Raw genomic sequence first — 25,188 nt, forward strand, 5'->3', positions numbered from 1 at the left:
CCGTTGTTTAAGGAGCTTAATCCTTCGACAATGGGGTTTTATACATTTTATGGGGAGATGGGCAAGGTCAACGTAAGGAATTGTACATAAAGCGCGAGAAGTACGCGGTCGGACAGTGTTCCAAACAGTGATCCAAACAGACCGTAAAAAATTGTGCTGCCGTTAAAAACTAATAAAATAATGGCGGAAAGCTGTGAAAAGGCTTGCTGCTGCTGAAAGGTTCGATGATGTCCTCCAGTCATACAGACGGTAAATTATTGACAATTGTATCTCTTATTGGTTCGGGCTTATATTGTTTGGAGAACCGGAGGACAGAAGCTGCTGCATACAGAGGTTGGATTTAATGTTACAATATTTAATTAATGACGAGGAGGGGACATCATGAAGCTGTTTATCGGACAATATTTTATAAAGACAGTCATTGTATCCCTCGTTGCTGTTATGGCAGCGGCCTTGCTGATTTCCTTACTTAGCTACAAATACGTAGCTGACGCATTTGACGGCAACCATATTGAAGATCAGGTGAAGATTGCCGAGCTTTTGACCGCGCAGCTGGATGGGGAGCTGGAAACCATTGTGAAGAGCGCGTCCGGTATCCTAATGGATCAGGAGATCCTGCAAACCATTTATGCCAAAGATCTGGAGCAGCACAACAGTAAGGTTTCTCAAATCCAACAGAAATTGATCGCCTATTCCAAAAACATTAAGAACATTTATAGCGCCGATTTATATTTACCCGGCTCGAATATGCTTATCTCCAGTACTAATGGAATTATTACTTCGACATCTATCTCGGATGAAACCGTTCGTTTATATCAAACCGTTGAGGCGCTGCGTAAGGCGTTATGGTTGTATACGAAACAGCAATCGAACGAAGATGTGATCTCATTTTTTCAGCCTCTGCCAGTGCAATCGAATTTTCCTCAAGCCTATTTGGCTATCCATATTAGAGAGCGTGCGATCCAGGCCATCATTAAACCAACCCAGGCTGACATTCCTCATGAAGCTCTCGTAGTCAGTGAGTCAGGAAAAATCATTTCTTCTGAAAATAAAGCTATGCTGGGCCGGTTTTTGGAAACGGATAAACAAAGAATGCTCAAAGATATTCTGGATTCATCCGATCATACAGGGTACATCATGGAGCGCTCGACGGATACGTTTACTGCATTCAGCAGGTCCTCATCAACAGAGTGGGTGACAGTGCTTCGTTTTCCCAACCGATCCTTTTTCTCCTATAAGTCTGATATTTTCAGGTTTACAGCATTCCTTGTGTTGTATGTGGTGATTGCCGCTATCGTGCTGCTGCCGCCTGGCTATTTTTATATGTATATGCCTGTTGTACGATTGATTCGAGGCATGGGACATACCTTCAAGCAAGGGGTGCCTCCCAATCGAGGCAGGTTTCCAGATGAATGGAATATATTGAAGGAAGGCCAACGGCAAACGGAGGTGGAGCTGATCCTGCTGCAGGAGCGAAATGGCAAACAGAGTATTTCCGTCAAAGAACTGGCGCTGTTTCGGCTGCTTCATGGCTCGTTTGCACAATCCGCTCCGGAATATTTGGCCTCTTTTATAAAAGAACAGTCTTTGAATGAACGCAATAAATATTGGACCTTGGTCGTGGAACCGGAATCGCAAGCGTCTGACTCAAACTTTACTCAGGATGAGCCGTCGCTGCAATTTTTTGCCCTTACCAATCTGTGCGAGGAAATATTACGGCATAATCATATGGATGGCCATGTGCTGCCTTCACTCGATATGAAGCATATCATTGTACTATGCAGTGCGCCGCTTCATACTAAGGAACGCCAATTAACCGGTATGGGCTCACTGGTTGCGGAGTCCATCCAAAACGCGGTCAGCAATTATTTGAAATTAACCGTGTCGATCGGCATCGGGAATGCTTATTCCTTAAGAGAGGGCATCCATCATTCCTACTATGAATCCAGAGAATGCTTGCGGGAACGGCTAGTGTTAGGCTTGGGCAGCGTCATTACAGTGGGGGATATCAATCAAAAGTTCAGCTATCATTATCCCTACCAATTGGAGAGCTTATTGATTCGGGAGCTGAAGCAAAACAATCAGGAGGAATGTCTCCAGTATTTCGATGAGATTTTTGCGCAGGCACTGGATGCTCATGCAAATTCACATACGGTGATTAAGACGGCCTATACCCTTTACCTTTCCATCGTTCGTGTAGTAGACGAAGCTTCTGGCGGACAAGAACTTTCCATTAAATGGGACTTGGCGGATCCGCCCTGCTGGATTACGATGGAAGAGCTTCTGGAGTGGTTCAAGTCCGCTTTATTCCCGGAAGTATTCAGGACCATGGATCTGATGAATGATAATAAAGGAAGACAGACGATTGAAGCGATTAAGGAGCATTTGTACGAAACGGTCACGCAAATCCATTCTTTAACGTCCATTGCCGAACAGTTTGGTTTAAACCCCTCGTACTTGAGCCGGTTATTCAAAAAGTTAAACGGGCAAAGCTTCGTGCAATTTACGGCTAATCTGAAAATAGAAAAAGCGAAGCAGCTGCTGCTTAATACTAATTTATCCGTGTCTGAAATTGCTGAAGCAGTGGGATATACGGAAAGAACCTTTGGGCGTGTTTTCAAAAATGTAACGAGTACAACCCCAGCCAATTATCGTGTGCAGCAGAAGAAATAATCTTGGCTCGCTGTTGTGAGCCTTGAGGGAATTGAACGGAACGGAAAGTTCCGTTATTCCATCTATCGTATTGAAAATAAGGCGATAGCGGAAGGCGGATTTCCGTTATGTGTGGCGAATATGCGTATTCATGTGCAAAACAGAGAGATACAGGAACGAGCTGTTCCGTTTTTCTCTGTTTTTTGTGCTTTCCGGGGGATAGGGGAAAAAGGACTTCCGTTATTCTTCTCGATTCCTTAGATGCAACGTGCTATTACGGTTACGGTACGCCACACTGTAGATCATACTGTAGATCATACTGTAGATCATACTGTAGATCATATTGTCCGGAAGGCAGAGGTTTCCAGAGAGTTCTAGCAAGTATAAATTTGTATGTTTATGGAAGAAAATCTAACGTAAAAAAGAGGTTAACCTGTTCATTAGAGCTCGTTAAGCTTAAATCTGAAAGAGCTGAGTTCATAAGGGGTCTTTTACCGACCGTCATATTTTTTCAACATGATTTTATCGGTGAAAAAAGTGGCGGACATAATGGTTGCAGCCTAAGTAACGGCGTGTTTTCATCCCAGATGGGATGCCGGCCAAACGAGGGTAAATTATTGTCAGTTGCCGCGGGAAATCTGACATTCTAAGATGAATTCATCAACGCTGACACAATAAACAGGCAGGGGGGCGAAAGCTTGAGAGGCATTTTAGCAAATGCGCAGCAGTTGGCAGAGCAGCTGACCGATTGGCGAAGGGATCTTCATCAGCATCCGGAGCTTGGTTTTGAGGAACAACGGACCTCTGAATTCGTTAAGAAGAAGCTGGGTGAAATGGGCATAAGCGAGCTGAAAACCATTGCACAAACAGGCGTGGTTGCAGTGATGCACGGAGAGCAGGACGGTCCTACCATTATGCTGAGAGCAGACATGGATGCTCTTCCGATCCAGGATGAGAAAGAGGTTAGCTATGCATCAGCGATACCGGGCAAAGCACATCTGTGCGGTCATGACGCTCATACAACTATCCTGCTGGGAGCAGCTGCACTGCTTAAGAAAAACGGAATTCCCCACGGCCGTATAAAGCTCATATTCCAGCCGGCGGAGGAAGGGCTTGCAGGAGCCAAAGCTATGATAGCAGACGGCGTGCTGGAGCATCCCAAGGTGGATGCGGTTATTGGCCTGCACGTCTATCCGAGCTTATCAACAGGTACTATAGGCGTTTGCCCTGGGGCTTGTACCGCATTCTCAGACCGGTTCGATTTAGTGATCCATGGCAGAGGCGGCCATGCGGCGCATCCCCACCAAGCAGTGGATGCCGTGACGGTTACGGCTCAGGTTCTTACTGCTTTACAGCAGATAGCGAGCCGAATGACCGACCCGCTATCGCCCGTTGTGGTAACGGTCGGTAAGATTGCCGGAGGATATACGCGCAATGTGATCGCTCCCTCCGTAACGCTGGAAGGAACGGTCCGAACCTTGGACCGGGAGACGCAGGCAGCCGTTCCAGTGTTATTGGAGCAAATTGTAAATGGTATATGCCAAAGCTTTGGCGCCAGCTACAAGCTGAACTACTGGAATGGCTATCCATCGGTAGTGAACGATCCGTCCCTCATTCCTTTGTTGGAAGAGACAGTCAAGGATGTTCTTGGACAGACAACCTTGAAGCTGAAGCCTTCTATGGGCGGGGAGGATTTCTCCTACTACGCTGAACAGGTGCCTGGTCTATTTTTTCGGCTGGGGGTCCGTAATGAGGAAAAAGGCTTCATTCATCCGCTGCATCATCCGTTATTTGATTTGGATGAGGATGCGCTCCCAGTCGGATCGGCAATGCTTGCACAACTCGCTTTGAAATATTTGGATCATCATTCTAATTAGGGGGCAAAGCATGTTAAACAAGAAAAACAAAATATGGCTGCATCGTTTGTTAATCCTATGCTGTGTAATCTTAGTATTGGTCGGCTGTTCCAAGCCTTCGGGCTCTACTGACAGTAAAACAGCCAATCCCGACAAGGGCAGTGACAAAAGCAGTAAAATATTGACGATCGGCATGCCGACAGACGTCGTTTCCTTTGATATCCATAATCACAACACCATTTTGACCGAAGCCGTTCATATCAATATGTTCAGCTATTTGTTCAAGCGCAATTCCGATTTGGAAATCAAGCCTGATTTGGTGGAAAGCTATAAGGTTATTGATGATACTACGTGGGAGTTTAAGCTTAGAAAAGGAGTCACCTTTCATAACGGAGACCCGTTTACGTCCGCTGACGTGAAATATACGCTGGAGCGGGTAGCCAAAGATAAGGGGCTTAAGGAAAATCCGAACTATAAACAGATTAAAGAGGTCAAAATCATCGATGAAACGAACTTTCAAATTTTGACGGACGGCCCTCAGCCAGCACTGCTCAACCGTTTATCGCGGATCGGCTCCGGTATGCTCCCAAAAACATACATCGAGAAAAACGGCTTCGAATATTTCCTTTCTAATCCAATCGGTACAGGACCGTTTAAGTTTGTGGAATGGATACGCGACGACCGTGTTGTACTTGATGCATATGATAAATATTTTGAAGGCCGTGTGAAAGACTGGGATCGGGTCGTATTCCGCAAAATTCCTGAGGACTCGAGTCGTGTGAACGAGCTGCTTGCAGGCGGAGTGGATATCGTTGCCAATCTTCCATCCAATTTGGTTAGTGTCGTAAACGCCAATGATAAAACAACGATGATCAAAGCAACCTCGAACCGTGTAGGACTGCTCGCTGTCCGTTCTGCCAAAGGGATGCCGACGGAGAACCCTAAGGTACGCGAGGCTATCGATTTAGCCATTAACAAGAAGGCGCTCACCGAAACCGTTTTGGGAGGATATGCCACACCGACTCGCACGCGTGTTACTCCAGGTAATTTTGGAGCAGAGCCGTCCTTATTCAATACTTCGCTTTATGATCCTGACAAGGCTAAGCAGCTACTGAAGGAAGCCGGATATGCCAACGGACTGACCCTTACGTTATCTTCGCCTACCGGAGTGTATACCAAGGATAAGGAAGTTTCCGAAATGATCCAGGCGATGCTCGGGGAAGTCGGGATTAAAGTGAACTTGGAGCTTATGGAGAGATCGAAATTTACGGAAATGCGTAACGCCGGTAAAAACAAGGAGCTGTTCCTTGCTTCCTATGGCAATTCACTCTTCGATGCGGATACGGCGCTGGATGTATACCGTACGGAAAAGGCCAAGACAGAATTGACTTACAGCAATCAAGAAGTCGATGACCTGCTAAAAGCTGCTCTTATCAATATGAACCCTAAAGACCGGACGGCTCAGTACCAACGGATTCAAAAAATTGTGGCCGAAGAAAGACCGCATATTTATTTGTACTCGGAGCAGGGGCTGTATGGAGCCAAGAAGACAATCAACTTCAAGCCTAGAACCGATGAAATGATTTACGTTCCTGATATTACCAAAAAGTAAGAACCAGTCACAAGGGCCGGGGTTATCCTTCCCGGCTCTTTTAATTACGGGGGAGGTATTATGAAAGGTTACATCGCCAAAAGACTTCTGCAAATCATACCCGTTCTGTTCATAATCACCTTTATTGTTTATTCTCTGCTGTATTTAACAGGAGACCCGGTACTGCTGATGCTGCCTGAAACGGCGACGGAAGAAGACCGGCAAGCCCTTCGGGAAGCGCTTCATTTGGACCGCCCCTTCTACATCCAGTACGCGACTTTTCTTTGGGGTGTGCTTCACGGCAATTTTGGCAAGTCCTACTATTATGGTCAAGAGGCTTTGCCCTTCGTGCTGGAGAGGCTGCCGGCTACCTTTGAGCTTGCGGTAGCTTCCATGGGGATCGCCATTTTGATTGCAGTTCCGTTTGGAATTTGGTCCGCTACCCACAAAAACAAATGGCTGGACGTGATCATCAGCGGTTTTGCCGTATTGGGAAAAGCGATGCCTAACTTCTGGTTCGGTATTATGCTGATTCTGCTTTTTTCGGTGGAGCTTCGTATGCTGCCGGTTTCAGGAAGAGGATCTTTCGAGCATCTGGTGCTCCCGGCGGTTACATTAGGCTTTGGAGTCGCTGCGCAGATCACACGCTTGATTAGATCGGCCATGCTCGAAATATTGCAGCAGGAATATATCCGTACGGCAAGAAGCAAGGGCCTGATCGAAATGCTAGTCATATACAGGCACGCTTTTCGCAATGCGTTAATTCCGGTGGTGACCATCATCGCTATGCAGGCCTCATCGCTTATAGGCGGTGCCTTGATTACAGAAACGGTATTTTCCTGGCCTGGTCTCGGTCAATTGCTGGTGCAGGCGGTAAGCCGCAAAGATATGGCTATCGTTGAAGCGGCGGTGTTTATTATTACGTTGGTCGTCATTATTTCCAATTTGCTAGCGGATATCGTTTATAAATGGTTGGATCCGAGAATCAAGTACCAATAAAAACGAAGGAAAGAGCGATTCATATGAAAACAAATGGCTTTAAACGCGGGATGTCGCTTTTACTTCGCAGTAAAACGGGGACCCTTGGTTTGATGATCGTCAGTCTATTGGTTTTGATTGCTGTTTTTGCCCCGTGGCTTGCTCCATACGATCCGGCCAAAATCAACCCTTCGGCTATATTAAAACCGCCGGCGTGGCTTAGTGGGGGAATGAGTCAACATATATTAGGAACAGATAACTTGGGAAGAGATATGTTAAGCCGCATCATGTATGGCTCACGGGTTTCTTTGTTGGTTGGAATCAGTGCGGTTGTAGTTGCCGGAGCTATCGGTCTCGTTTTGGGCTTGATTTCCGGTTTTTATGGAGGATTTATCGATAATCTTATTATGAGAGTGGTCGATTCGTTTCTCGCGATTCCGCATATCTTATTTACCTTAGTTGTTCTGGGTGTATTGGGGCCTAGTATGACTACGCTCATTGTCGTGTTAGGGGTGACGAATTGGGTTTCTTATGCCCGTGTAACGCGTGGCGAGGTGCTTAGTATCAAAGAGCGTGAATTCGTCAAAGCGGCCCATTCTATTGGAGTGCGTGACCGTATGATAATGATCCGGCATTTGCTGCCCAATGTTTTTTCTTCATTTATCGTTATTGCTACGCTGAATGTGGCAGGCACCATTATTGCCGAAGCTTCCCTAAGCTTTCTGGGGCTTGGTATTCAACCCCCAGCTGTTTCATGGGGAGGAATGCTCAGCTCGGGGCGTACGTATTTGTCTACCAGCTGGTGGGTAGCGACATTCCCGGGGGTAGCTATTACCATGACGGTGTTAGGTATTATTATGCTTGGGGATTGGCTGAGGGATCTTCTGGATCCACGTTCTCAGGGCCAGAAATACGCAAAGGAGTGAAGAACCATGGATCAAAATACGCTGCTGAAAGTGGAAGATTTGAAGACCTGCTTCTTCACGGATGGTGGAATTGTGGCGTCTGTGGACGGAGTCTCCTTTTCTGTCAATAGAGGAGAAACGGTGGCTATCGTAGGCGAATCCGGATGCGGGAAAAGTGTCACCTCGTTATCTATCATGGGGCTTCTTGGTTCTTCCGGAAAAATAGTTAACGGCAGCATCCGGTTTGAAGGAAACGATTTATTGAAGCTGTCCAAAAAGGAAATGAGGACAATTCGCGGCAACAATATCGCCATGATATTCCAAGAACCGCTGACCTCGCTAAACCCTGTGTTTACAGTTGGCTACCAGATCAGAGAAACGATTCTCATTCATGAAAAAATAAGCAAAGACGCCGCCAAGCAGCGCGTGATCGAGTTGCTCAAGCAGGTCGGAATTCCGCACTCCGAGCGGATATATCATTCTTTCCCTCACTCCTTGAGCGGAGGCATGAGACAGCGGGTTATGATTGCGATGGCGATCGCGTGCCGGCCTAAGCTTATTATTGCGGACGAACCGACAACAGCACTCGATGTAACCATACAAGCACAAATTTTAGAAATATTGAAATCTTTAAAAGAGCTCAACGATACAACAATTCTTCTCATTACGCATGACCTTGGGGTCGTAGCGGAGGTTGCCGACCGTGTCATGGTTATGTATGCAGGTCAATTGGTGGAGCAATCCGATGTATTCAGCTTATTTTCCGCCCCCAAGCATCCTTATACGCTCGGACTCCTTAATAGCACGCCTAAGATTCACAGGCTATCCGAGCAGTTGGAAAGCATCGAGGGTTCTGTTCCGAACCCGCTGCAAATGCCTGTGGGCTGCCGGTTTCATCCGCGCTGTCCTAGCGCAATGGACCTATGCCGCCAATCCTCACCCCCGGCTATCAGCATGTCGGAACGTGAGGAAGTTAAATGCTGGCTTTACGCAGAGACGAAGGAGGCAGCAAGCGGATGACGGCTACCTATGGAGAAGATAACCTATTGCTGGAATTAAAAGGCGTTAAAAAATACTTCGATATCGGCAGTGAGGGGTGGTTTGCTCCGAAGCAGCAGCTTAAAGCGGTGGATGGGGTTGACCTGCGTATTTATGCGGGTGAAACTTTAGGCATTGTGGGGGAATCCGGGTGCGGGAAGTCCACGTTGGGCAATTTGATTTTGCGGCTGCTTGAGCCTACTGAGGGTAGTGTCATGTTTGAGGGAGTCGATCTGAATACGCTGAAGGGAGAGCAGCTAAGGCGCAAGCGGGCACAGTTTCAGATGGTTTTCCAGGACCCCTACTCGTCGCTTAACCCTCGCATGCAGGTGTTCGATCTAATTGCAGAGCCGCTAAGAACTCATGGAGCCGTTAGGCGGAAGGAATTAAGCAAACAAGTCCATGAGCTATTGGAGGCTGTCGGTCTTGATCCTTCTTATGCAAACCGGTATCCTCATGAATTCAGCGGAGGCCAGCGGCAGCGGATTGGCATTGCTAGGGCACTGGCTCTAAAGCCGAAGCTGATCGTATGCGATGAACCCGTTTCCGCTTTGGATGTCTCGATTCAAGCGCAAATCCTTAATCTGCTGGCCAAATTGAAGAAGGATTTCCGGTTGACCTATGTGTTTATCGCCCACGGTATCCCGGCGGTGAAGCATATTAGTGACCATATTGCGGTTATGTACTTAGGCAAAGTAGTTGAAATCGCACCTACGGCTCAATTAATGGGGCATACCGCACATCCGTATACAGAAAGCCTGCTCGCGGCCGTTCCGATTCCGGACCCCACCTTAAGAGGCGCTAAAAAAGCCGGTTTGCTGGAAGGAGATTTACCGAGTGCAATTAATCCTCCTTCCGGCTGCCGCTTTCATCCAAGATGCCTTTATGCCACGGAAAAATGCCGAAACGAACAGCCCGAGCTCGCTCGAATATCGGAAGGCCATTATGCTGCATGCCACTATCCGCTGGAACAAGGAGGGCTGGCGAATGTCCTTGCATGAGCAGGAGTATAAAGAGTGCGAGTCCGAGATACGAGAGAAGGAGCAGACGGAGACTCATGAGCATAAGCCGGAGCTTGGGGCACGGGTGCAGGAGCATAAAGATGCGCAGGGGATAGATAATCAGACGCGTGAACATGAGTATGAGCTTGAATCTCAGACGCAGGAGCATATACCTGATCAGACGATTGAGCCTCAGGAGCATGAACTAGAACATGCGCAGCTGCTGCAATGGGCCGAAGCATTGGAAGCTCCGTTTGCATTGAATGATTATAACGGCAGCGTCATGGGCGATATTGTTTTTGCCTATCAATCGGGCAGCTGCCCCATCTTGATCTCGTGCCCGCATACCGTCAATCATCGGCGCGGCGATTGGGTTAAGGAAATGGATGAGTATACGGGTGCATTGGGCCTCATTCTAAAGAGCTTAACCGATTGCCATCTGATGTTTACAACAAAGCTCTATGATGAAGATCCTAACTTTGTTGAAGGCGGCGTCTACAAATCTGAATTGGTGAGGCTGTCCAAGAAGCATGGAATCCGGTTTGTGATTGATTTGCACGGCGCATCTTCAACAAGAGAGTTTGACATCGATCTCGGTAGCCGGTACGGGAAAACGTTACGGGAGCCTGCTGCGAATATCATAACGGAACAACTGCGCAAGCATGGGCTGAGCGATGTTCGATCGAATGATACATTTGCCGCAACAGGTCCAGGCACCGTTACCTCACACACTGCTCGGCACTTGAAAATTCAAGCCGTTCAAATTGAAATCAACGGGAAATACCGCAGTCCGCGTACCGATATTGAATCGTTTTCCAGGATTGTAAAAGGGTTGACCCAAGCTATCGAATGCATAAAGGAGGATGTGAGACAAAATGAACGCCAAAAACAAAGGATCATACGGAGTGAGCGCTGCGCATCCGCTGGCCACAGACGCAGGAATATCCATTTTAGAGCAAGGTGGTAATGCCATAGATGCGGCTGTCGCCGTTTCATTCGCGTTAGGTGTCGTGGAGCCCTACGGTTCAGGCATCGGGGGTGGAGGAGCGACACTGCTTCAGCATGAATCGATGGGGGCCCCTCGTTTCTTTGATTATAGAGAGGTATTGCCGGCTTCAGGCATTGTATCTACTAAAGAAATCGGCGTCTCAGGCTTTGTGAAGGGCATGGAGGAGATGCACCGCAAGCTGGGATCCTTGCCGTGGAATGTACTGCTGCAGCCAGCCATCCAGCTAGCGGAAAAAGGGTTCATCATAAGCGACATTATGGAGCATCAATTAACAACGGTTGCGTACTTGAACCGTTCCGCTTTGCCGCATTTTTTCCCTGAAGGAGAACCCTTGAAGGCGGGTTCGCTCTTAATTCAGCTGGAATTGGCGGATACCTTACAGCATATAGCAGCTCAAGGCTCCCGGTATTTCTATGAGGGAGCTGTGGCTGAAGAGATCGTCCGTCTTGTCGAAGGGATGTCTCTAACCGATCTTCAGGAATATAAAGTACTGGAGAGGACGCCCGTATACGGGCAGTTTGCGGGACATGATATTATTGGTTCTCCGGCACCGTTAGCCGGTATAACCATTATTCAGGCATTGCAAATGGCGGAATATTTGAAGGTCAGCCAATATAAGGAGCGAAGCGCTGAGTTTGTTCACCTAATAGCCGATATTATTAAAGCCTGCTTTGATGACCGGAAGCTTATTATGGGCGATCCGGGCTTTGTCCCCATACACTCAGAAGAAATGACCTCGCAGGAGTATTCCATTAATCTTGCCCGCAAGCTGAATCCTTACCGGCTGTCAGATGCTCCGGTAGAGGTGCCTAAAGATTACAACAGCACCACTCATTTTGTTGTTGTAGACAAGCAGGGGATGATTGCATCCGTAACCAACACGGTCAGTGATTTTTTTGGCTCAGGTGTTTATTTGCGCGGTTTTTTTCTGAATAATCAGATGCGGAATTTTGCTTCCGATCCGACTTCGCCCAATAAAGCGGAACCGGGGAAGAGACCTCATAGCTATGTTTCGCCAACTCTTATTTTCAAACAAGGCAAGCCCTTTTTCACCTTTGGCTCCTCAGGAGGCAACAGGGTTCCGACAATACTTACCCGGCTGCTCGTTCGTTTCCTGCAAAATAAGATGAGTCTGGAGGAAGCAGTCCGATTACCCCGTTTTTATTCGGATGAGAGGCTCATTTATTTGGAGGAAGATCTGGAAGAAGCGGAAAGAAATAAGCTTTTGCAAATGGGCTACCGGTTGCAGCATCACCCGGTGCCGATACGGTTTGGTGGGATTCATGGTATGGTGCTTGGAGAGCAGGGGGCTATGTACGGAATTGCGGATCCACGGAGAAAAGGCAAGTGCACGATTAACCAATGAAATGCTTGTAGGCCGCTGCACAAAATTACGGTTTAAGAACACGGGGCGCAGGTGAATAGCTGCCATCGAGCCCAATCATGAATAAAGAAGTCAAAAAATGACGGTCACTGAACCGTCATTTTTTGTTGTACCCAATAGTACACCAGCCAATTTTAGTAAACAGTTCGGACAAGCGGCTTAAACGGACAGACAGGGTGGGTCGTTTTTGACAGTTTTTGTTTGGAGGTAAATTATTGTCGATTGAAAACTATTACCTTTATTTTACTATGGAATAGCAGGGTGTGAAGTTCCAAGGCTCTAGCAAAATGTGGCTTATGCTTTCGCGGCGCTTTTTGCTGCCAAAAAATCTTAGGAGGCGATGTAATGAACAAGAAATGGGCTGCAAAGATTATGGCTCTATCGGTGGCGTTAGCTGTACTGCTGCCGGCTGAAGCAGGTGTGTGGGCATCCAGTATGGCGGTCAGCACCGGCAATTCCTCGATCGACGGACGACCGGTCGCTTTTAAGAACCGCGACCATTGGTCCTCGCCGGATGGATGGCAGGTGTATCCGTATTATTTTACGGCCGATAGCAGCTCTTTCGGCAGCGGCGATCGTTACACTGCACGCTTCAGTTACATGGGAGTGACGGCTAACGGCGATTCCGGCAAGGATTCGGTCACGAATACAACGATCCCGTGGGCTGGCTCCAATGACAAAGGACTTGGCTTGGTCCAGGTGGCAGGGCATACGTTGTCTTCTGAATTTGCAACGGATCATGGATATTCGGTTTCACAGGATTTGACGAATGGCATGTCAGGCGGGTATTTGAATCATGTTATTTTGTCCCGTGCCGAAACGGTGGATGAGGTTGAGCAGATTTTGAGGGATACCAACAACGGGGGAGGGTTCCATAGCAGCTTCGCACGTAATACATCAGCTATGATCAGTGTATTTGACCGTAACGGCAATGCGGCCGTGTTCGAATTTGACGGCGATAGCTTTACCCGTGATAACATAACACAGGAGTACCAACAGGATGCTAACGGCTATTACACCGCTGCGCATAATGATGATAAGGATACAGCAAACCCGGCTGACGGCGCCTATAGCGGCTATGATTGGCGCAATAATTTCAGTAAGGTCAATTGGTCTAAGCCGAACGGCTTCCCTTATTTCTACGATCAGCAGACGACAACTATTCTTATGGAAACCGACCCTTATTCTCAAGAGGAGGATTCTAACGTCGTCAATACTGTGTATACACCGGATGGTATACATGACTGGGAGTTCTCAACCAGCGCGGTGAAGCGCCATACCCGGACAGGCATCCGTCTGGATGATCCCTACAAGAAGGATTATCGTTATTTTATTCATAAAAATGTCGGCTCCAACGCGCTCGGGACAGACAATTACTTGGAAACGCTGAGTAAAAATATCGGTGAGCTTCCAGGCAGTCAGAAACCGACCGGATGGCATATAAACCGTTTCGTTTCAACCTTTGGTACAGTGCTCGTCGGTAATAAAATTGGCGATCCTTATGGCGGCAAGCTCACCACCATGTGGGTGAACCTGGGCGAACCAACGGTAGGCATATTCATTCCATTGTTCCCGTATACGGGTACAGTTCCTGCTGAATTGAATGATATGTACCTCGCGATTAACGCCAAACGCCACCTCGTGTATAATTACACGGATGACAACGCTGTGGGCTACAGTGGGGGGCGCAACGCAGATCACACTATCGATACAGTTGCTTTAGTTGGTTCCACGAGCAATTACTACGCCGAAGGCGGCATTCAGAACTACACATTCGATATCGAGAACTGGGCATTTGATGAATACGATAAATTCATGACCGACCTCAGAAGCGGAACACGTACGGATGTTCAGCTGAAATCGGACATGATCGCCTGGCAGCAGAACATGGCCACGAAGATGAAGACGCATTATATCGCCGGGACGAGCCCGAACGTAGCCTTGAAAAAAACAGTTACTGTCGATTCCACATACAGTACCTATGCCGCTGCACAAGCGGTGGACGGAGTCGTGGCGGATGAGTCCCGCTGGATCAGTGCCAATACAGCGGGGCCGCATTGGCTTGAGATCAACCTTGGTCAAAGCTACACGGTCAAGAGTGCAGAAATTACTACCGGTAAAGGCACGAACGAAGCTGTTTCGAATTTTAAGCTGCAATCATGGAATGGCACGGCCTGGGTCGATATCCCCGGTACTTCCGTCACAGGCAATACGAGCACTAAGGTCGTACAAACCTTTACTCCGGTTGCGACAAGCAAAATCCGCTTCTATTCAACGGATAACGGCTATGTGAAAGTGAAGGATATTCGTTTGTTTGAATAGTTAGGAATGAACAAAAAAATCCCGGCAACCGCTTATACTGGTTGCGGGATTTTTTTGTTCATTATCAGAACCCATATTTACAAAAAATTAACATTTGAAGGCTGCAATTTGATATATTTAGATGGAATGTGAATATTTTGTAAAGAGGTGATTCGGAGGATGTATACACTCGCATTAAATGAGGCCTGTCATGAGCAAAAGGGACGTATAGGTTCAAAAGCGCTGCAGCTTGCTAAATTGACAGGTCACAATATTAGCATTCCGGGTGGATTTGTCATTACCTCTGAAGCGTTGGACCGTTTTTTGGCAGACAATGGACTTAATCCTGAAGAATCGTTGTCAGATATTGAACTCCGTTTTATTCAGGCTGCGGTTCCAGATGAGGTGCGTAATGAAGTGGTTGCGGCTTTTGAGCAGCTAAAGGGTGAAGAGAGGAGAGTAGCCGTTGCTGTAAGATCTTCCTCCTCGGCAGAGGATTTGGAGGAAGCATCGTTCGCCGGACAATACGAAACGATTTTGAACGTTACCGATATGCCTCATCTGCTGGAAAGTTTGAAGCGCTGCTGGGCTTCCTTGTTCTCCGCTCGTGTGAGAGGGTATGCGCTGCAAAAGAGCATTGGGGTAAATATGAACCGTTTACCCATGGGCGTGCTGGTACAGCGTATGGTACAGGCCGATGTATCGGGAGTTATATTCAGCATGAATCCGGTGACGAAGAACAAGGACGAAATTATTATAAACGCCAGCTATGGATTGGGAGAGGCCATTGTATCCGGCTTGGTAACCCCAGATGCCTATTACGTTGGTAAGACGGATGGCAGCATCCAAAAGGAGCTAGGCCTTAAGGAAATGAAAATCGTTGCTGCAGCCAAAGAGACGGTGGAGATGGAAACGACGGAAGAGGAGCAAAATCGCTTTTGCCTGTCTGACCGGCAGATTGATGAGCTGGCGGAGGAGACACGCAAGATCGAAGCGTTCTTCGATATGCCTGTCGATATCGAGTTTGCTGTAAAAGACAGCCGCGTTTTCATACTTCAAGCTCGTCCTATTACGGCTTAATGCATAAATATCCCTCATAAGTAATCAACGTAAGCCTTAGAAGCCCTATTTCTATTACTTTTGGAGGAACAAGGAACACCTGAATCATTCATAAATCAGGAATCACCATCCCCGAAGGAGGCATATTCAAGCTTATGACAGTTACATCTTTATTTCAAAGCACGATCATGTTAAATGAGGAAGACAAGAAACAAAGCTTCTGGGTTCAGGATGAAGTTCATCTAGCCCACGCGTTAACGCCCTTATTTGCCTCTTTTATGGTACCTGCGGTTACGGAAGGCACGAAGCTTGCTTTTGAAAATTTGAAGATGCCGCTTCTCCAATTTAAATATAAGGTGGCGGACGGCCGTATTTATCAGGATACCGTACCTTATCCGGGAGATCCGCTCCAGAGACTTGAGGAATATAAGGGAACGGTAGGTCCCATACTTCCTGTTCTGAAACAAACGCTGCAGGATTACGTAGATGCCGAGTTTTTGCCATTCTACCGTCAACTGGATGCTTGTCGGAATCAGACGCTTACTTTGGAAGAAGCGAAGGATAAGGTTCAGGAGCTGCACGACTTCTACCGTCGAGCTTGGCAGCTTCATTTTGAAATTGTTATGCCTCGTTCTGCATTCATGGTGTTGGAGCAATTATATGGGCAATTGACCGGTGAGACCAATACGACAGTAATTTACGATATGCTGTCTGGCGTAATGAACAAATCGCTTGAAACGGATAGAGAGCTGTGGAGGCTGGCAGATTTAGCTAATCAGTCGCCGGCTATGAGGGCTGCTTTTATCGACCCTGCGGACGCGGGCTACAAGGCAGTATTGGAGCAATCGGAGGATGGTAGAGCGCTGCTTGAGCGCTTGCAAACCGTACTGGAAACCTACGGATATCGCTCGTCTAATTCCCATGAGTTCAATGATGAAACGTGGGTGGAGAATCCGGAGCATGCATTGCGCATTATTGCGGCTTATACTCAGAAAAGCTATGATTTTGACCGTGAATTTGCCGAGACTGTACAAGAAAGAGAAGCTAGAGCAGCAGAAGCCCTTGCCAAGATGCCTGAGGGCGAATTGAAGCAAACCTTCATCATGATGTATCAGTGGGCGCTTGATTCCTGGGGTTTGGATGAGGACCACCACTTCTATATTGACGCGATGCTGCCTGCCAAATCAAGACTGTTTCTGCTAAAGGTCGGCGAGCTGCTTGTGGAGGAGGGCACATTCTCCAATAAGGAAGATATCTTCTATTTGTATCTCGACGAGCTGTTGGAAGCATTGACGGCTCCGGTTCCGCTTCATGGTACAGTCGAACAGCGGAAAATCGAGCATGAAGCTAATAAAAGCAAGCAAGCCGCGCCGTTCTACGGGGTGCCGCCAGAACAGCCTATGGACCCTGCCTTGGAGCGTATTTTTGGAGGCAAGCCGCCTGGAATTCAGGAAAAGGAGCAGACGTTCACCGGCTATGCCGCTTCCCAGGGCACTTACACGGGGACAGTTAAAGTTGTCAGGAGCCAGGAGGATTTTGCCAAAATTCAGCAAGGAGACGTTCTTGTGTGTAAAACGACAACTCCACCATGGACGGTGCTGTTCTCTATCGTAGGAGCTATCGTTACCGATGCCGGGGGAATTCTCTCACATGCGGGAACTGTGGCGAGGGAATACAAGCTTCCTGCTGTCGTAGGATCGAAGGTTGCAACCTCCGTCTTAAAGGATGGGGACAGAGTGACGGTGGACGGCACTAAGGGAGTTGTCCATTTTGGCCAATTCTAATTACCGGCTCGTCTTATTATCTATTCTAACAGGAACCTTTCTGGTTCCTGTTAACTCCACCATGATTGCCGTAGGCTTGCCAACTATTGCGGATGCCCTTGGCGTCCCGCTATCCCAAGCCTCTTGGGTAATTACGATCTACTTGATCGTTATGGCCGCTTTACAACCGATTGCCGGAAAATTAGGGGATATTCATGGAAAACGGACGATGTTCCTGTTAGGTATGCTGCTGTTTCTAGCTGCTGCCGCAGCCTGCATGTTCTCGTTTAATCTGATTTGGCTCATTATATTTCGGGCCCTTCAGGCGATTGGAGGAGCCATAGCAGCCCCGAATGCAAGCGCGCTGATTCGGGATGTGGTACCGAAGGAAAAGCTGGCCCAGACATTCGGAATGTTCGGACTGCTAATGGGACTTGGCGCGGCCATAGGTCCTTTAATTGGTTCTGTCCTAATAGGTTCATTGGGATGGACCTCCATATTCTGGATTAACATTCCGTTTGCACTATTCAGTGTAGTCGCCGCTTACGTCTATTTGCCCTCTACTCGCAATAGCATTAAAGTATCTTTGGATTATCTCGGCTCGGTGTATTTGATTATCGGGTTAACTGTATTGACCCTTAGCGTCACTCATCCTGAATATTTCAATTGGTGGACAATGGCTGTACTTGCTGTTACCGTGGGTCTGTTTATCCGCCAAGAATTGCGTTGTAAGGAACCGTTGATCCAATTTACTTTATTTAAAATCCGAATGTTCACCTGTGCGAACCTGGCTATTTTATTAAGCAACGCCATTATGTATAGTACGATTTTGGTCATGCCTGTTCTGCTGCAAAAGACATACCATTATTCAGTACAATCCGTCGGGATTCTGCTGTTCATTTTTTCATTAGCGATGTCCGCCTGCTCTTGGTTCGGAGGTTCTTTGACCGAGAAGCTTGGGAAGAAGAAGCTGGTAGGGCTGTCCTTCCTGATCTCGGGCGCGGCGGTGATCGGGTTTTTGGGGATTTATTACTATCCGACGTTTCTTTATATAGCGGTTGTATTGCTTGTAGGAGGTATAGGAGCCGGGATCGGGACGCCCTCTATGCAGGCTGCATCGATGCAAGCGGTGCCCAAGGAAATGTCCGGTGTGGCGTCGGGAATCTTCTCAACCTTTCGTTACATAGGTGGAATGGCCGCTTCGGTAATGGTCAGTCTGATGCTGGACTATCACTGGCTGTTCTATGCTTTGATCGTTATGGCGGTAATCGGATTGCCGCTATCCCGCGGTTTTGCTGAAATTCGGGGCGAGCGGGCAAGAGCGGGCTAATTTCTAATATCCCACGAGCAGCTGGAGAAACGCTTGTGGGATATTTTGTGACGCCAAGAAGATGGACAAAAGTTGTGTTTAGAGGGATGATATAGGTAAATGGTAAGTTTATTTACAATAATGTTTTTGAGCTTGTTCTGTACTTATAGAGCGCGATGAGGTATATTTTTTTTCATAAACAAAAACGGAGTGGATAATTTGAGTAAAGCTAAAGGCAAGGGCGGGACAGGTAGAGGAACAGACAGCAAGGGCTGGAACCGATGGCAGGCTAGTGCCAACAGAGCCAAAAATTCTCCCAAACCTTATACCAGCAAGGGTACCAAAAAAACGGACGGCACAAAAACAACCGGTAGCAACAAGGGAACTAAATCCTGAATATAAGGAATCCTGAATCCTGCATAACAGAAGGAAACATGGCTTGCTCGATAAGTGGCTTGATGATGTAATTACGGAGGAGTTTCCCCATGATTGTAACTACGAAACTTCATATCCCTACTATTCGCAACACTTTGGTATCCAGGCCGAGGCTTATAAGCAAACTTAATGAGGGGATGCAAGCCAAGCTGACGCTTGTTTCTGCGCAGGCCGGATACGGAAAAACAACAGTGTTAAGTGAATGGGTTAAACAGTGCAATGCACTTGTGGCGTGGGTATCGCTAGATAAGCAGGATAATGATTGGATACAGTTTTGGAGTTATATTACAGCTTCTATTCAGGAGAGAGTTCCGGGCTTTGGCACAACGTTAGAGCCTCTTTTAGGAAATGGACCTTCGTTGTCCTCAGAGTCGTTGGAGCCTGCAATTACGGGGTTACTCAATGAGCTGAGCCAATTGTCCGACGAACTGGTGATCATTCTCGACGATTATCACTTGATTGAACTTCCCGCTATTCATCATTCATTATTCTATCTGATTGAGCATTTGCCTCCCCGGATTCATTTTTATATTGCAAGTCGTATCGAGCTAACGATTCCTACTGCGCGACTTCTGGCTAAAGGTGAATTCCATCGAATTATTATGAAGGATTTGCGTTTTCAATTGGATGAGGGGCTTCTCTTTTTTCGGGATACTACGGATTTACTGCTATCAAAGGAGCAAGTCGCCGAGTTGTTCCATCAGACAGAGGGGTGGATCAGTGGGCTGCAGCTGGTGGCGATCTCACTAAAGCGCAGTGAAAATATAGCCGAGTCCATTAAACAATTTAGCGGTCAGCAGCAGCATATATCCGATTATTTGCTTGAAGAGGTGTTTCATCACCAACCGGAGCCCATGCGTTCTTTTTTATTGGAAACGTCTATATTAAGCCGAATGAATCGCTCATTATGTCAGGCCGTAACAGGTCAAATGAACAGTCAAGAACAATTGGAAAAATTGGAACAACAAAATTTGTTTATTATCCCCTTAGACGATCACAGAAACTGGTATCGGTATCACCATCTGCTTACTGAATTTTTACAACAAATATTGTCCAGAAAATATCCGGATAAATGGTTGCAAGTTCATAGCGATGCTGCATATTGGTTGGAGGAGCATGGATTTGATGAGGAGGCGGTAGAGCATTACTTAAAGGGGAAGAAGTATGCGGATGCTGTTCGATTGATCGAAAAAAATCTTCATACCTTAGTGCAGTCCAAGAGTATAGCATTGATCAGGTGGGTATCTGTTTTACCTGAAAACTCTTTTGTAGAGAAGCCTATGATTGAAATGTTTTATATATCCGTATTGCTGGGAGTCGGCAAATGGGATGAGGTGTATAGAAGGGTTGAGCAAGCCAAAATCCGGTTTCAAGCGCTGCAGGAAAAATGGCCCGAAGTGGAATGGAACCGGGTGATGGGGAATATTTACTTTTTTTGCGCGGTTACCTCTTATCTTAAGAAGGACTTGGAGAGTACATCTCAATATTTTGAATTGGTAGAACAACATATGTCGGAAGGCAGCTTCTTTCAAACGATGGGTCGCAACAGATACCAAGGCTACGATTCATTTGATGATCATTTGGCGTTAATTAACGATCTTCATGCAGCAAATGACTATCTATTAAAATGGATCAAAAATTGGGAGAATAAAAAAGAGTATCCATTCATAGGTTTCTTATATGCTTCTTATAGTAAATTGCTGTACGAATGGAATCGATTGGATGAGGCGGAGCTATATATTACTCAGGCGCTGGGACGCAAGGACATGCAGCCCTTTGCCAGGATACTGATTCTAGTTGCTGCCAGCGCCTCAAGGATTCAGCAAGCGAAAGGGAATTTCAAACAAGCCTCGGAACTGTTGGAACAACTGAAGCTGCAGATTGACTCTCCAGATTATGAATTATTTATGTTGAGAATCGAGGCGGAACAAGCCTTTCTATCTCTGAGGCAAGGCTCATTCCAATATGCTTATGATTGGTTGCAGCGATGCGGTCTGGAGCCACAGGATGAGGTTTCATTGAATCGGGTGACAGATCATCTATTTTTGGCCAGAGTGCTTGTGGAATGCGAACGGATGGAAGAAGCGCTGCCGCTATTGGAGAGAATGTATGGTCTGTTAACTAAGGAAGACCGTCTCCGGGATCGAATCAAGGTATTAATTTTGCAAAGTGTAGCGCTTATGCGTATGGGACAAACGGAGGCTGCTTCCTCTAAGCTGGAGACTGCTCTGTACTTGGCGGAACCGGAGGGGTACATCCGCAGCTTTATTGATGAAGGACCTATCATGGCGGATATGCTGTCCGAATATTTGAGAGTGCAAGACAGTCGTAATAATACTCCTTTGGTTTCCTTAGCGTATGTGAAGCAGCTTCTTCAAGCTTTGAACATTATTTCCAAAGAGGATTTGCCTGTTAAAGAAGCACTAACTGAGCAGGAAACGAGGGTTTTACTGTTAGTCGCGGATGGATTGTCGAACAAGGAAATAGCCCATAGTCTGAACATCTCAGGTGAAACGGTGAAGTCGCATATTAAAAACCTGTATAGAAAGCTCAGGGTAAATAATCGAGTGCAAGCACTGCAATGTGCCAAAGAATTGAAGATATTGGAATGAGAGCTATCCATTGGATGGCTTTTTTTGATAATATCAGACTTTATATGTTTTCAGCGGAGCTGAAGAAGTCTGATATTGCAAGAAAAGCTACAACTTAGACACGAATGTATCTACATCGAAAGGGCTTCGAATAGAAGCTTTTCTTATTTTCCTCTCACAGATTGACGGCGGGGACCTAATAAGTTAGTCTTAAATACGCTTAATGATAATAGATCAAAAAAGCAAAAGGAGTTCGAAAATGCCTACTATTACCGCAAAACCATTTGATCAAGAAATGCAAGCCTACCTAAGTGAAATCAAAACTAGCTACCATGCGGCGGAATTAAGTAAGAAAGATGCCTCGAAATTACCTGAACATATTTATATCATTGAAGCTGAGAATAATACGGTCGGGTATGGTGTGATATGGGAGTACAGCAGCGGGAAACAGTTAATCCATAAAGCGGAAAGCGATTATTTCGACAATGATGACAAATACCTGGAAAAAGACTTCTATATTGATATTAAAAACAAAACCGATATTGTATTTATAGAAGCATTGGATGTGCTGAAAGAATTTGAACGCAAGGGTCATGCAAAGTTCTTTATAGATTGGCTAAAAGTGAAATACCCTAATAAAAAAATGTATGTATATTCGATTGAGAAATCGCGGAATTTTTGGTATAAGCAGGGCTTCGAGGTTGTCGGTAATACGATATGGATGTCCTATAATTAAATGTAGTTGGAATAGTGACTCCTGTCTTTGCATGTAAAAAATCCCCCGTACGGGGGATTTTTTTTTTGTCGAAATAGTCTTAAAGTAAGATAATAATGAAACAAACAGAGTAGAAGGATCCGTAGGTGAAAGGTTGGAAAAGCGAATGAAAGTAACGGTGATCAGAGGTTGGATTTCTTTACTAAAAGAATTAATTATTCTAGCAGGAATCATTTCTACTTTTTCGTTTGCTGCTTCTCTTAGGAGACATGTCAAATAAATGCTCGATCAAAGTAAAGCAGCCCATAAGCAAATCAGGGGCTGCTTTTTTAGTGCACTTTTTTATTTTTCGGTCGATTCGCAACAATTAACTGATTTATTTCACTTTATAGTGCACCAAGGCAGTGTATAACATCTTGTTCCGATTAGGGTCGAAGGTAACGTTATGCTGAACGGAATACACATCCAGCATCAAAGCTTTATTCATGTTGATCTGCTCTTCCATTTTCCGTTCAAGTGTTTTAAGATCGTAAGCTTCAAAAAACTCAATTTTCGTTTCCATTTTATCCAGTATAAATTCCATTCTCTATCACTCCTGAAGTGGGGGATGCAAACAAAAAAGACACCATAGGGTGTCGGTCATTCAAATGTAGGTTTGTTTAAATAAAGCTGCCCTTTTAGCGGGTTCCTTATAATAGTAGTATAAACTGTGGATTATTATAAGTCTACACTTCTGGTAAATTTTCCTATATGTTTATTCATGCCGGCCGGCAGCACTAGCAAGCAAGGTAATAAGGTGACTGGTTTTTATGGTCTTATTCATGCAAAAGCTGCTGAGAATACTTTGAGGTGAAAGAGGGAGGATCGATCCAATGAAGACAAATGATAATCCATTGCTGCATGTCCAACGCATAGAAGGGGATATTGTCTCCTTTTTATCGGAATCTGGCACTATATTCAAGGAGTTTAACAAGCAGGACTCAGGGTGCATTTCTTACGGAGTTCATAGTGAAGGACAAAATTGGTTTGTTAAATATGCAGAGGATTCGGAAGCTGTGCGCTATTTAAAAAATGCTCATGCATTCAATCAGCAGGTTGAACACCCGCGGCTTCCGAAGCTGCTGAATGCTTTTCATTCAGAGAACGGTTTTGCCCTCGTATACGAGTGGGTGAACGGAGAAGTGTTAAGCAGCCCCGATTTTCCTGGAAAAGAAGGAAGAAACCGGCCGGAGTCATCGCATTATCGCTTTCGTCAGCTGCCTTTGCCCAAAATAACATCAGCCCTGACTACCGTTTATGAAGTGCACGCTTATTTGGAAAGCAAGGGCTTTACCGCGGTTGATTTCTACGATGGAGGCATGATTTACGATTTCGAAGAGGATAAGCTGCATCTCTGTGATTTCGATTGTTATACCAAAGGTTCCTTTATATTAGAAAAGGATAGGTTGTTCGGCTCTACGCGTTTTATGGCTCCTGAGGAGTTTGTTAAAGGCAGCATTATCGATGGGGTGACGAATGTATTTACAATGGGGGCAACGGCATTCGTATTTCTTGGGGAGGAAGGCAGCCGGGAGCTGAAGGACTGGAAAGCATCTGAAGAGCTGTATAGGATTGTGCTGAAAGCAGTCTCTCCAGACCGGACTAACCGCTTTGAGAGTATCGATGTATTTTATCAAGAGTGGCTGAAGGCATTGAATTAGGTTTAAATAGGATAGTTGCCAAGCGGAATGCATGCGATAGCTAAGCGCCCTACTATATGAGCCTGCCCTGAATAGGGAAGGCTTTTTTAACTTCAGCGACAGGAATCTTCGATGTACGATCCACGTTTGTGCATCTGGATGGATGTGGGATTGCGGCCGCTGTTGAAGTCATATAATAAAAAGTACGATGATTTTTAAACAAGATTGTGTTACAATATTGTCTAATTAAATGACAAACTATAGGAGAAATAATAATGAGCAATCAAACTGAGTATGCCTATAAATATATTCGTGAACGAATTCTGGATGGGACCTTCAAGCCGACGCAAAAATTAATTGAAAGCCAGCTATCTGAATTGATAAGCGTAAGCCGAAACACGGTGAAAAAGGCTTTATTGAAGCTGGAACAGGAGAATTTGGTCAAAATTGAAAATAATAAAGGAGCGACTATTAAATCGTTCACCTTGGAAGAAGTGAAAAACTATCTCGAGATAAGAGAAGCTTTGGAAGGTCTGATTGCCAGATCGGCAGCCAAGCATATTACGGACGCTGAAGTTGATGCACTGGAGCAGCTCTTGTTAAGAATGGGAGATTTCCTGAAGCAAAATCAGTTTGATGAATATTCAAAATTAAATAAGGAATTCCATAGCATCATCTACAAGGCATCCAGAAATATACAAGCTACAGAAATGGTAAATATGATAAAAACGCAGTTAATGCGGTTCCATTTCCGAACATTGCTTATTCCTGGGAGAAACGAAAGCTCCTTTAACGAACATCAAATGATCTTTACTACTTTGAAAAACCATGATTCAGAGAAAGCTGAGGAGGCGATCAAGCAGCATATTTCTAATGTCCGGAAAACAATAGAAAATAACTATCAATATTTGTTATAACAGTT

19 protein-coding genes are annotated in these 25,188 nt (G+C 46.0%); 18 read left to right on the plus strand and 1 reads right to left on the minus strand.

Features of this window, described 5'->3' with window-relative positions:
* Positions 1-381: 381 nt before the first annotated feature.
* From ACFQ0C_RS12630 to ACFQ0C_RS12705, 16 genes are all read left to right on the plus strand, one after another.
* Positions 382-2,673, plus strand: a complete 2,292-nt coding sequence (locus tag ACFQ0C_RS12630) for a helix-turn-helix domain-containing protein (protein ID WP_379367233.1) — start codon at positions 382-384, stop codon at positions 2,671-2,673.
* Positions 2,674-3,350: 677 nt separating this feature from the next.
* On the plus strand, positions 3,351-4,529 hold the full coding sequence (locus ACFQ0C_RS12635) for a M20 metallopeptidase family protein (RefSeq protein ID WP_379367235.1): 1,179 nt from the start codon (positions 3,351-3,353) through the stop codon (positions 4,527-4,529).
* Positions 4,530-4,539: 10 nt separating this feature from the next.
* The gene (locus ACFQ0C_RS12640) at positions 4,540-6,120 is read left to right on the plus strand and encodes an ABC transporter substrate-binding protein (protein WP_379367237.1); all 1,581 of its coding nucleotides are present in this window, start codon (positions 4,540-4,542) and stop codon (positions 6,118-6,120) included.
* 60 nt (positions 6,121-6,180) lie between these two features.
* Positions 6,181-7,098, plus strand: a complete 918-nt coding sequence (locus ACFQ0C_RS12645) for an ABC transporter permease (RefSeq protein WP_379367239.1) — start codon at positions 6,181-6,183, stop codon at positions 7,096-7,098.
* A 23-nt stretch (positions 7,099-7,121) separates the two neighbouring features.
* Positions 7,122-8,003, plus strand: coding sequence for an ABC transporter permease (locus ACFQ0C_RS12650; protein WP_379367241.1), 882 nt, complete (start codon positions 7,122-7,124; stop codon positions 8,001-8,003).
* Positions 8,004-8,009: 6 nt separating this feature from the next.
* A complete protein-coding gene (locus ACFQ0C_RS12655; protein WP_379367243.1) occupies positions 8,010-9,002 on the plus strand; it encodes an ABC transporter ATP-binding protein in 993 nt (330 codons plus the stop codon).
* Entirely contained in the window at positions 8,999-10,021 is a 1,023-nt protein-coding gene (locus ACFQ0C_RS12660) for an ABC transporter ATP-binding protein (RefSeq protein WP_379367331.1), read from the plus strand. Before ACFQ0C_RS12655 ends, ACFQ0C_RS12660 begins: the two co-directional genes overlap by 4 nt.
* Complete coding sequence (locus tag ACFQ0C_RS12665) at positions 10,008-10,988, plus strand: N-formylglutamate amidohydrolase (protein WP_379367245.1); 981 nt, start codon at positions 10,008-10,010, stop codon at positions 10,986-10,988. Before ACFQ0C_RS12660 ends, ACFQ0C_RS12665 begins: the two co-directional genes overlap by 14 nt.
* Complete coding sequence (gene ggt, locus ACFQ0C_RS12670) at positions 10,897-12,396, plus strand: gamma-glutamyltransferase (RefSeq protein ID WP_379367247.1); 1,500 nt, start codon at positions 10,897-10,899, stop codon at positions 12,394-12,396. Before ACFQ0C_RS12665 ends, ggt begins: the two co-directional genes overlap by 92 nt.
* A gap of 363 nt (positions 12,397-12,759) precedes the next feature.
* Positions 12,760-14,736, plus strand: coding sequence for a discoidin domain-containing protein (locus ACFQ0C_RS12675; RefSeq protein ID WP_379367249.1), 1,977 nt, complete (start codon positions 12,760-12,762; stop codon positions 14,734-14,736).
* Positions 14,737-14,895: 159 nt separating this feature from the next.
* Entirely contained in the window at positions 14,896-15,795 is a 900-nt protein-coding gene (locus tag ACFQ0C_RS12680) for a PEP/pyruvate-binding domain-containing protein (protein WP_379367251.1), read from the plus strand.
* 134 nt (positions 15,796-15,929) lie between these two features.
* Positions 15,930-17,558 (plus strand): PEP-utilizing enzyme, encoded by a 1,629-nt coding sequence (locus ACFQ0C_RS12685; protein ID WP_379367254.1) that lies wholly within the window; start codon positions 15,930-15,932, stop codon positions 17,556-17,558.
* A complete protein-coding gene (locus tag ACFQ0C_RS12690; protein WP_379367256.1) occupies positions 17,545-18,867 on the plus strand; it encodes an MFS transporter in 1,323 nt (440 codons plus the stop codon). Before ACFQ0C_RS12685 ends, ACFQ0C_RS12690 begins: the two co-directional genes overlap by 14 nt.
* Before the next feature lie 198 nt (positions 18,868-19,065).
* Positions 19,066-19,242 carry a DUF3934 family protein gene (locus tag ACFQ0C_RS12695; protein ID WP_258217212.1) on the plus strand — a complete coding sequence of 59 codons (177 nt, stop codon included), beginning with the start codon at positions 19,066-19,068 and terminating at the stop codon, positions 19,240-19,242.
* 89 nt (positions 19,243-19,331) lie between these two features.
* Positions 19,332-21,893 (plus strand): winged helix-turn-helix domain-containing protein, encoded by a 2,562-nt coding sequence (locus ACFQ0C_RS12700; RefSeq protein WP_379367258.1) that lies wholly within the window; start codon positions 19,332-19,334, stop codon positions 21,891-21,893.
* Between the two features lie 238 nt (positions 21,894-22,131).
* Entirely contained in the window at positions 22,132-22,608 is a 477-nt protein-coding gene (locus ACFQ0C_RS12705; RefSeq protein ID WP_379367260.1) for a GNAT family protein, read from the plus strand.
* A gap of 355 nt (positions 22,609-22,963) precedes the next feature.
* Here ACFQ0C_RS12705 and ACFQ0C_RS12710 read toward each other — a convergent pair whose 3' ends face one another.
* A complete protein-coding gene (locus ACFQ0C_RS12710) occupies positions 22,964-23,170 on the minus strand; it encodes a DUF2536 family protein (RefSeq protein ID WP_258217215.1) in 207 nt (68 codons plus the stop codon).
* A 289-nt stretch (positions 23,171-23,459) separates the two neighbouring features.
* Here ACFQ0C_RS12710 and ACFQ0C_RS12715 point away from each other — a divergent pair, with 289 nt between their 5' ends.
* Both ACFQ0C_RS12715 and ACFQ0C_RS12720 read left to right on the plus strand, forming a co-directional pair.
* Positions 23,460-24,287, plus strand: coding sequence for a serine/threonine-protein kinase (locus ACFQ0C_RS12715; RefSeq protein ID WP_379367262.1), 828 nt, complete (start codon positions 23,460-23,462; stop codon positions 24,285-24,287).
* A gap of 254 nt (positions 24,288-24,541) precedes the next feature.
* The gene (locus tag ACFQ0C_RS12720) at positions 24,542-25,183 is read left to right on the plus strand and encodes a GntR family transcriptional regulator (RefSeq protein WP_379367264.1); all 642 of its coding nucleotides are present in this window, start codon (positions 24,542-24,544) and stop codon (positions 25,181-25,183) included.
* Positions 25,184-25,188: the final 5 nt, after the last annotated feature.

The sequence above is a fragment of the Paenibacillus sp. GCM10027630 genome (assembly GCF_042676305.1).
Lineage (GTDB): Bacteria > Bacillota > Bacilli > Paenibacillales > NBRC-103111 > Paenibacillus_S.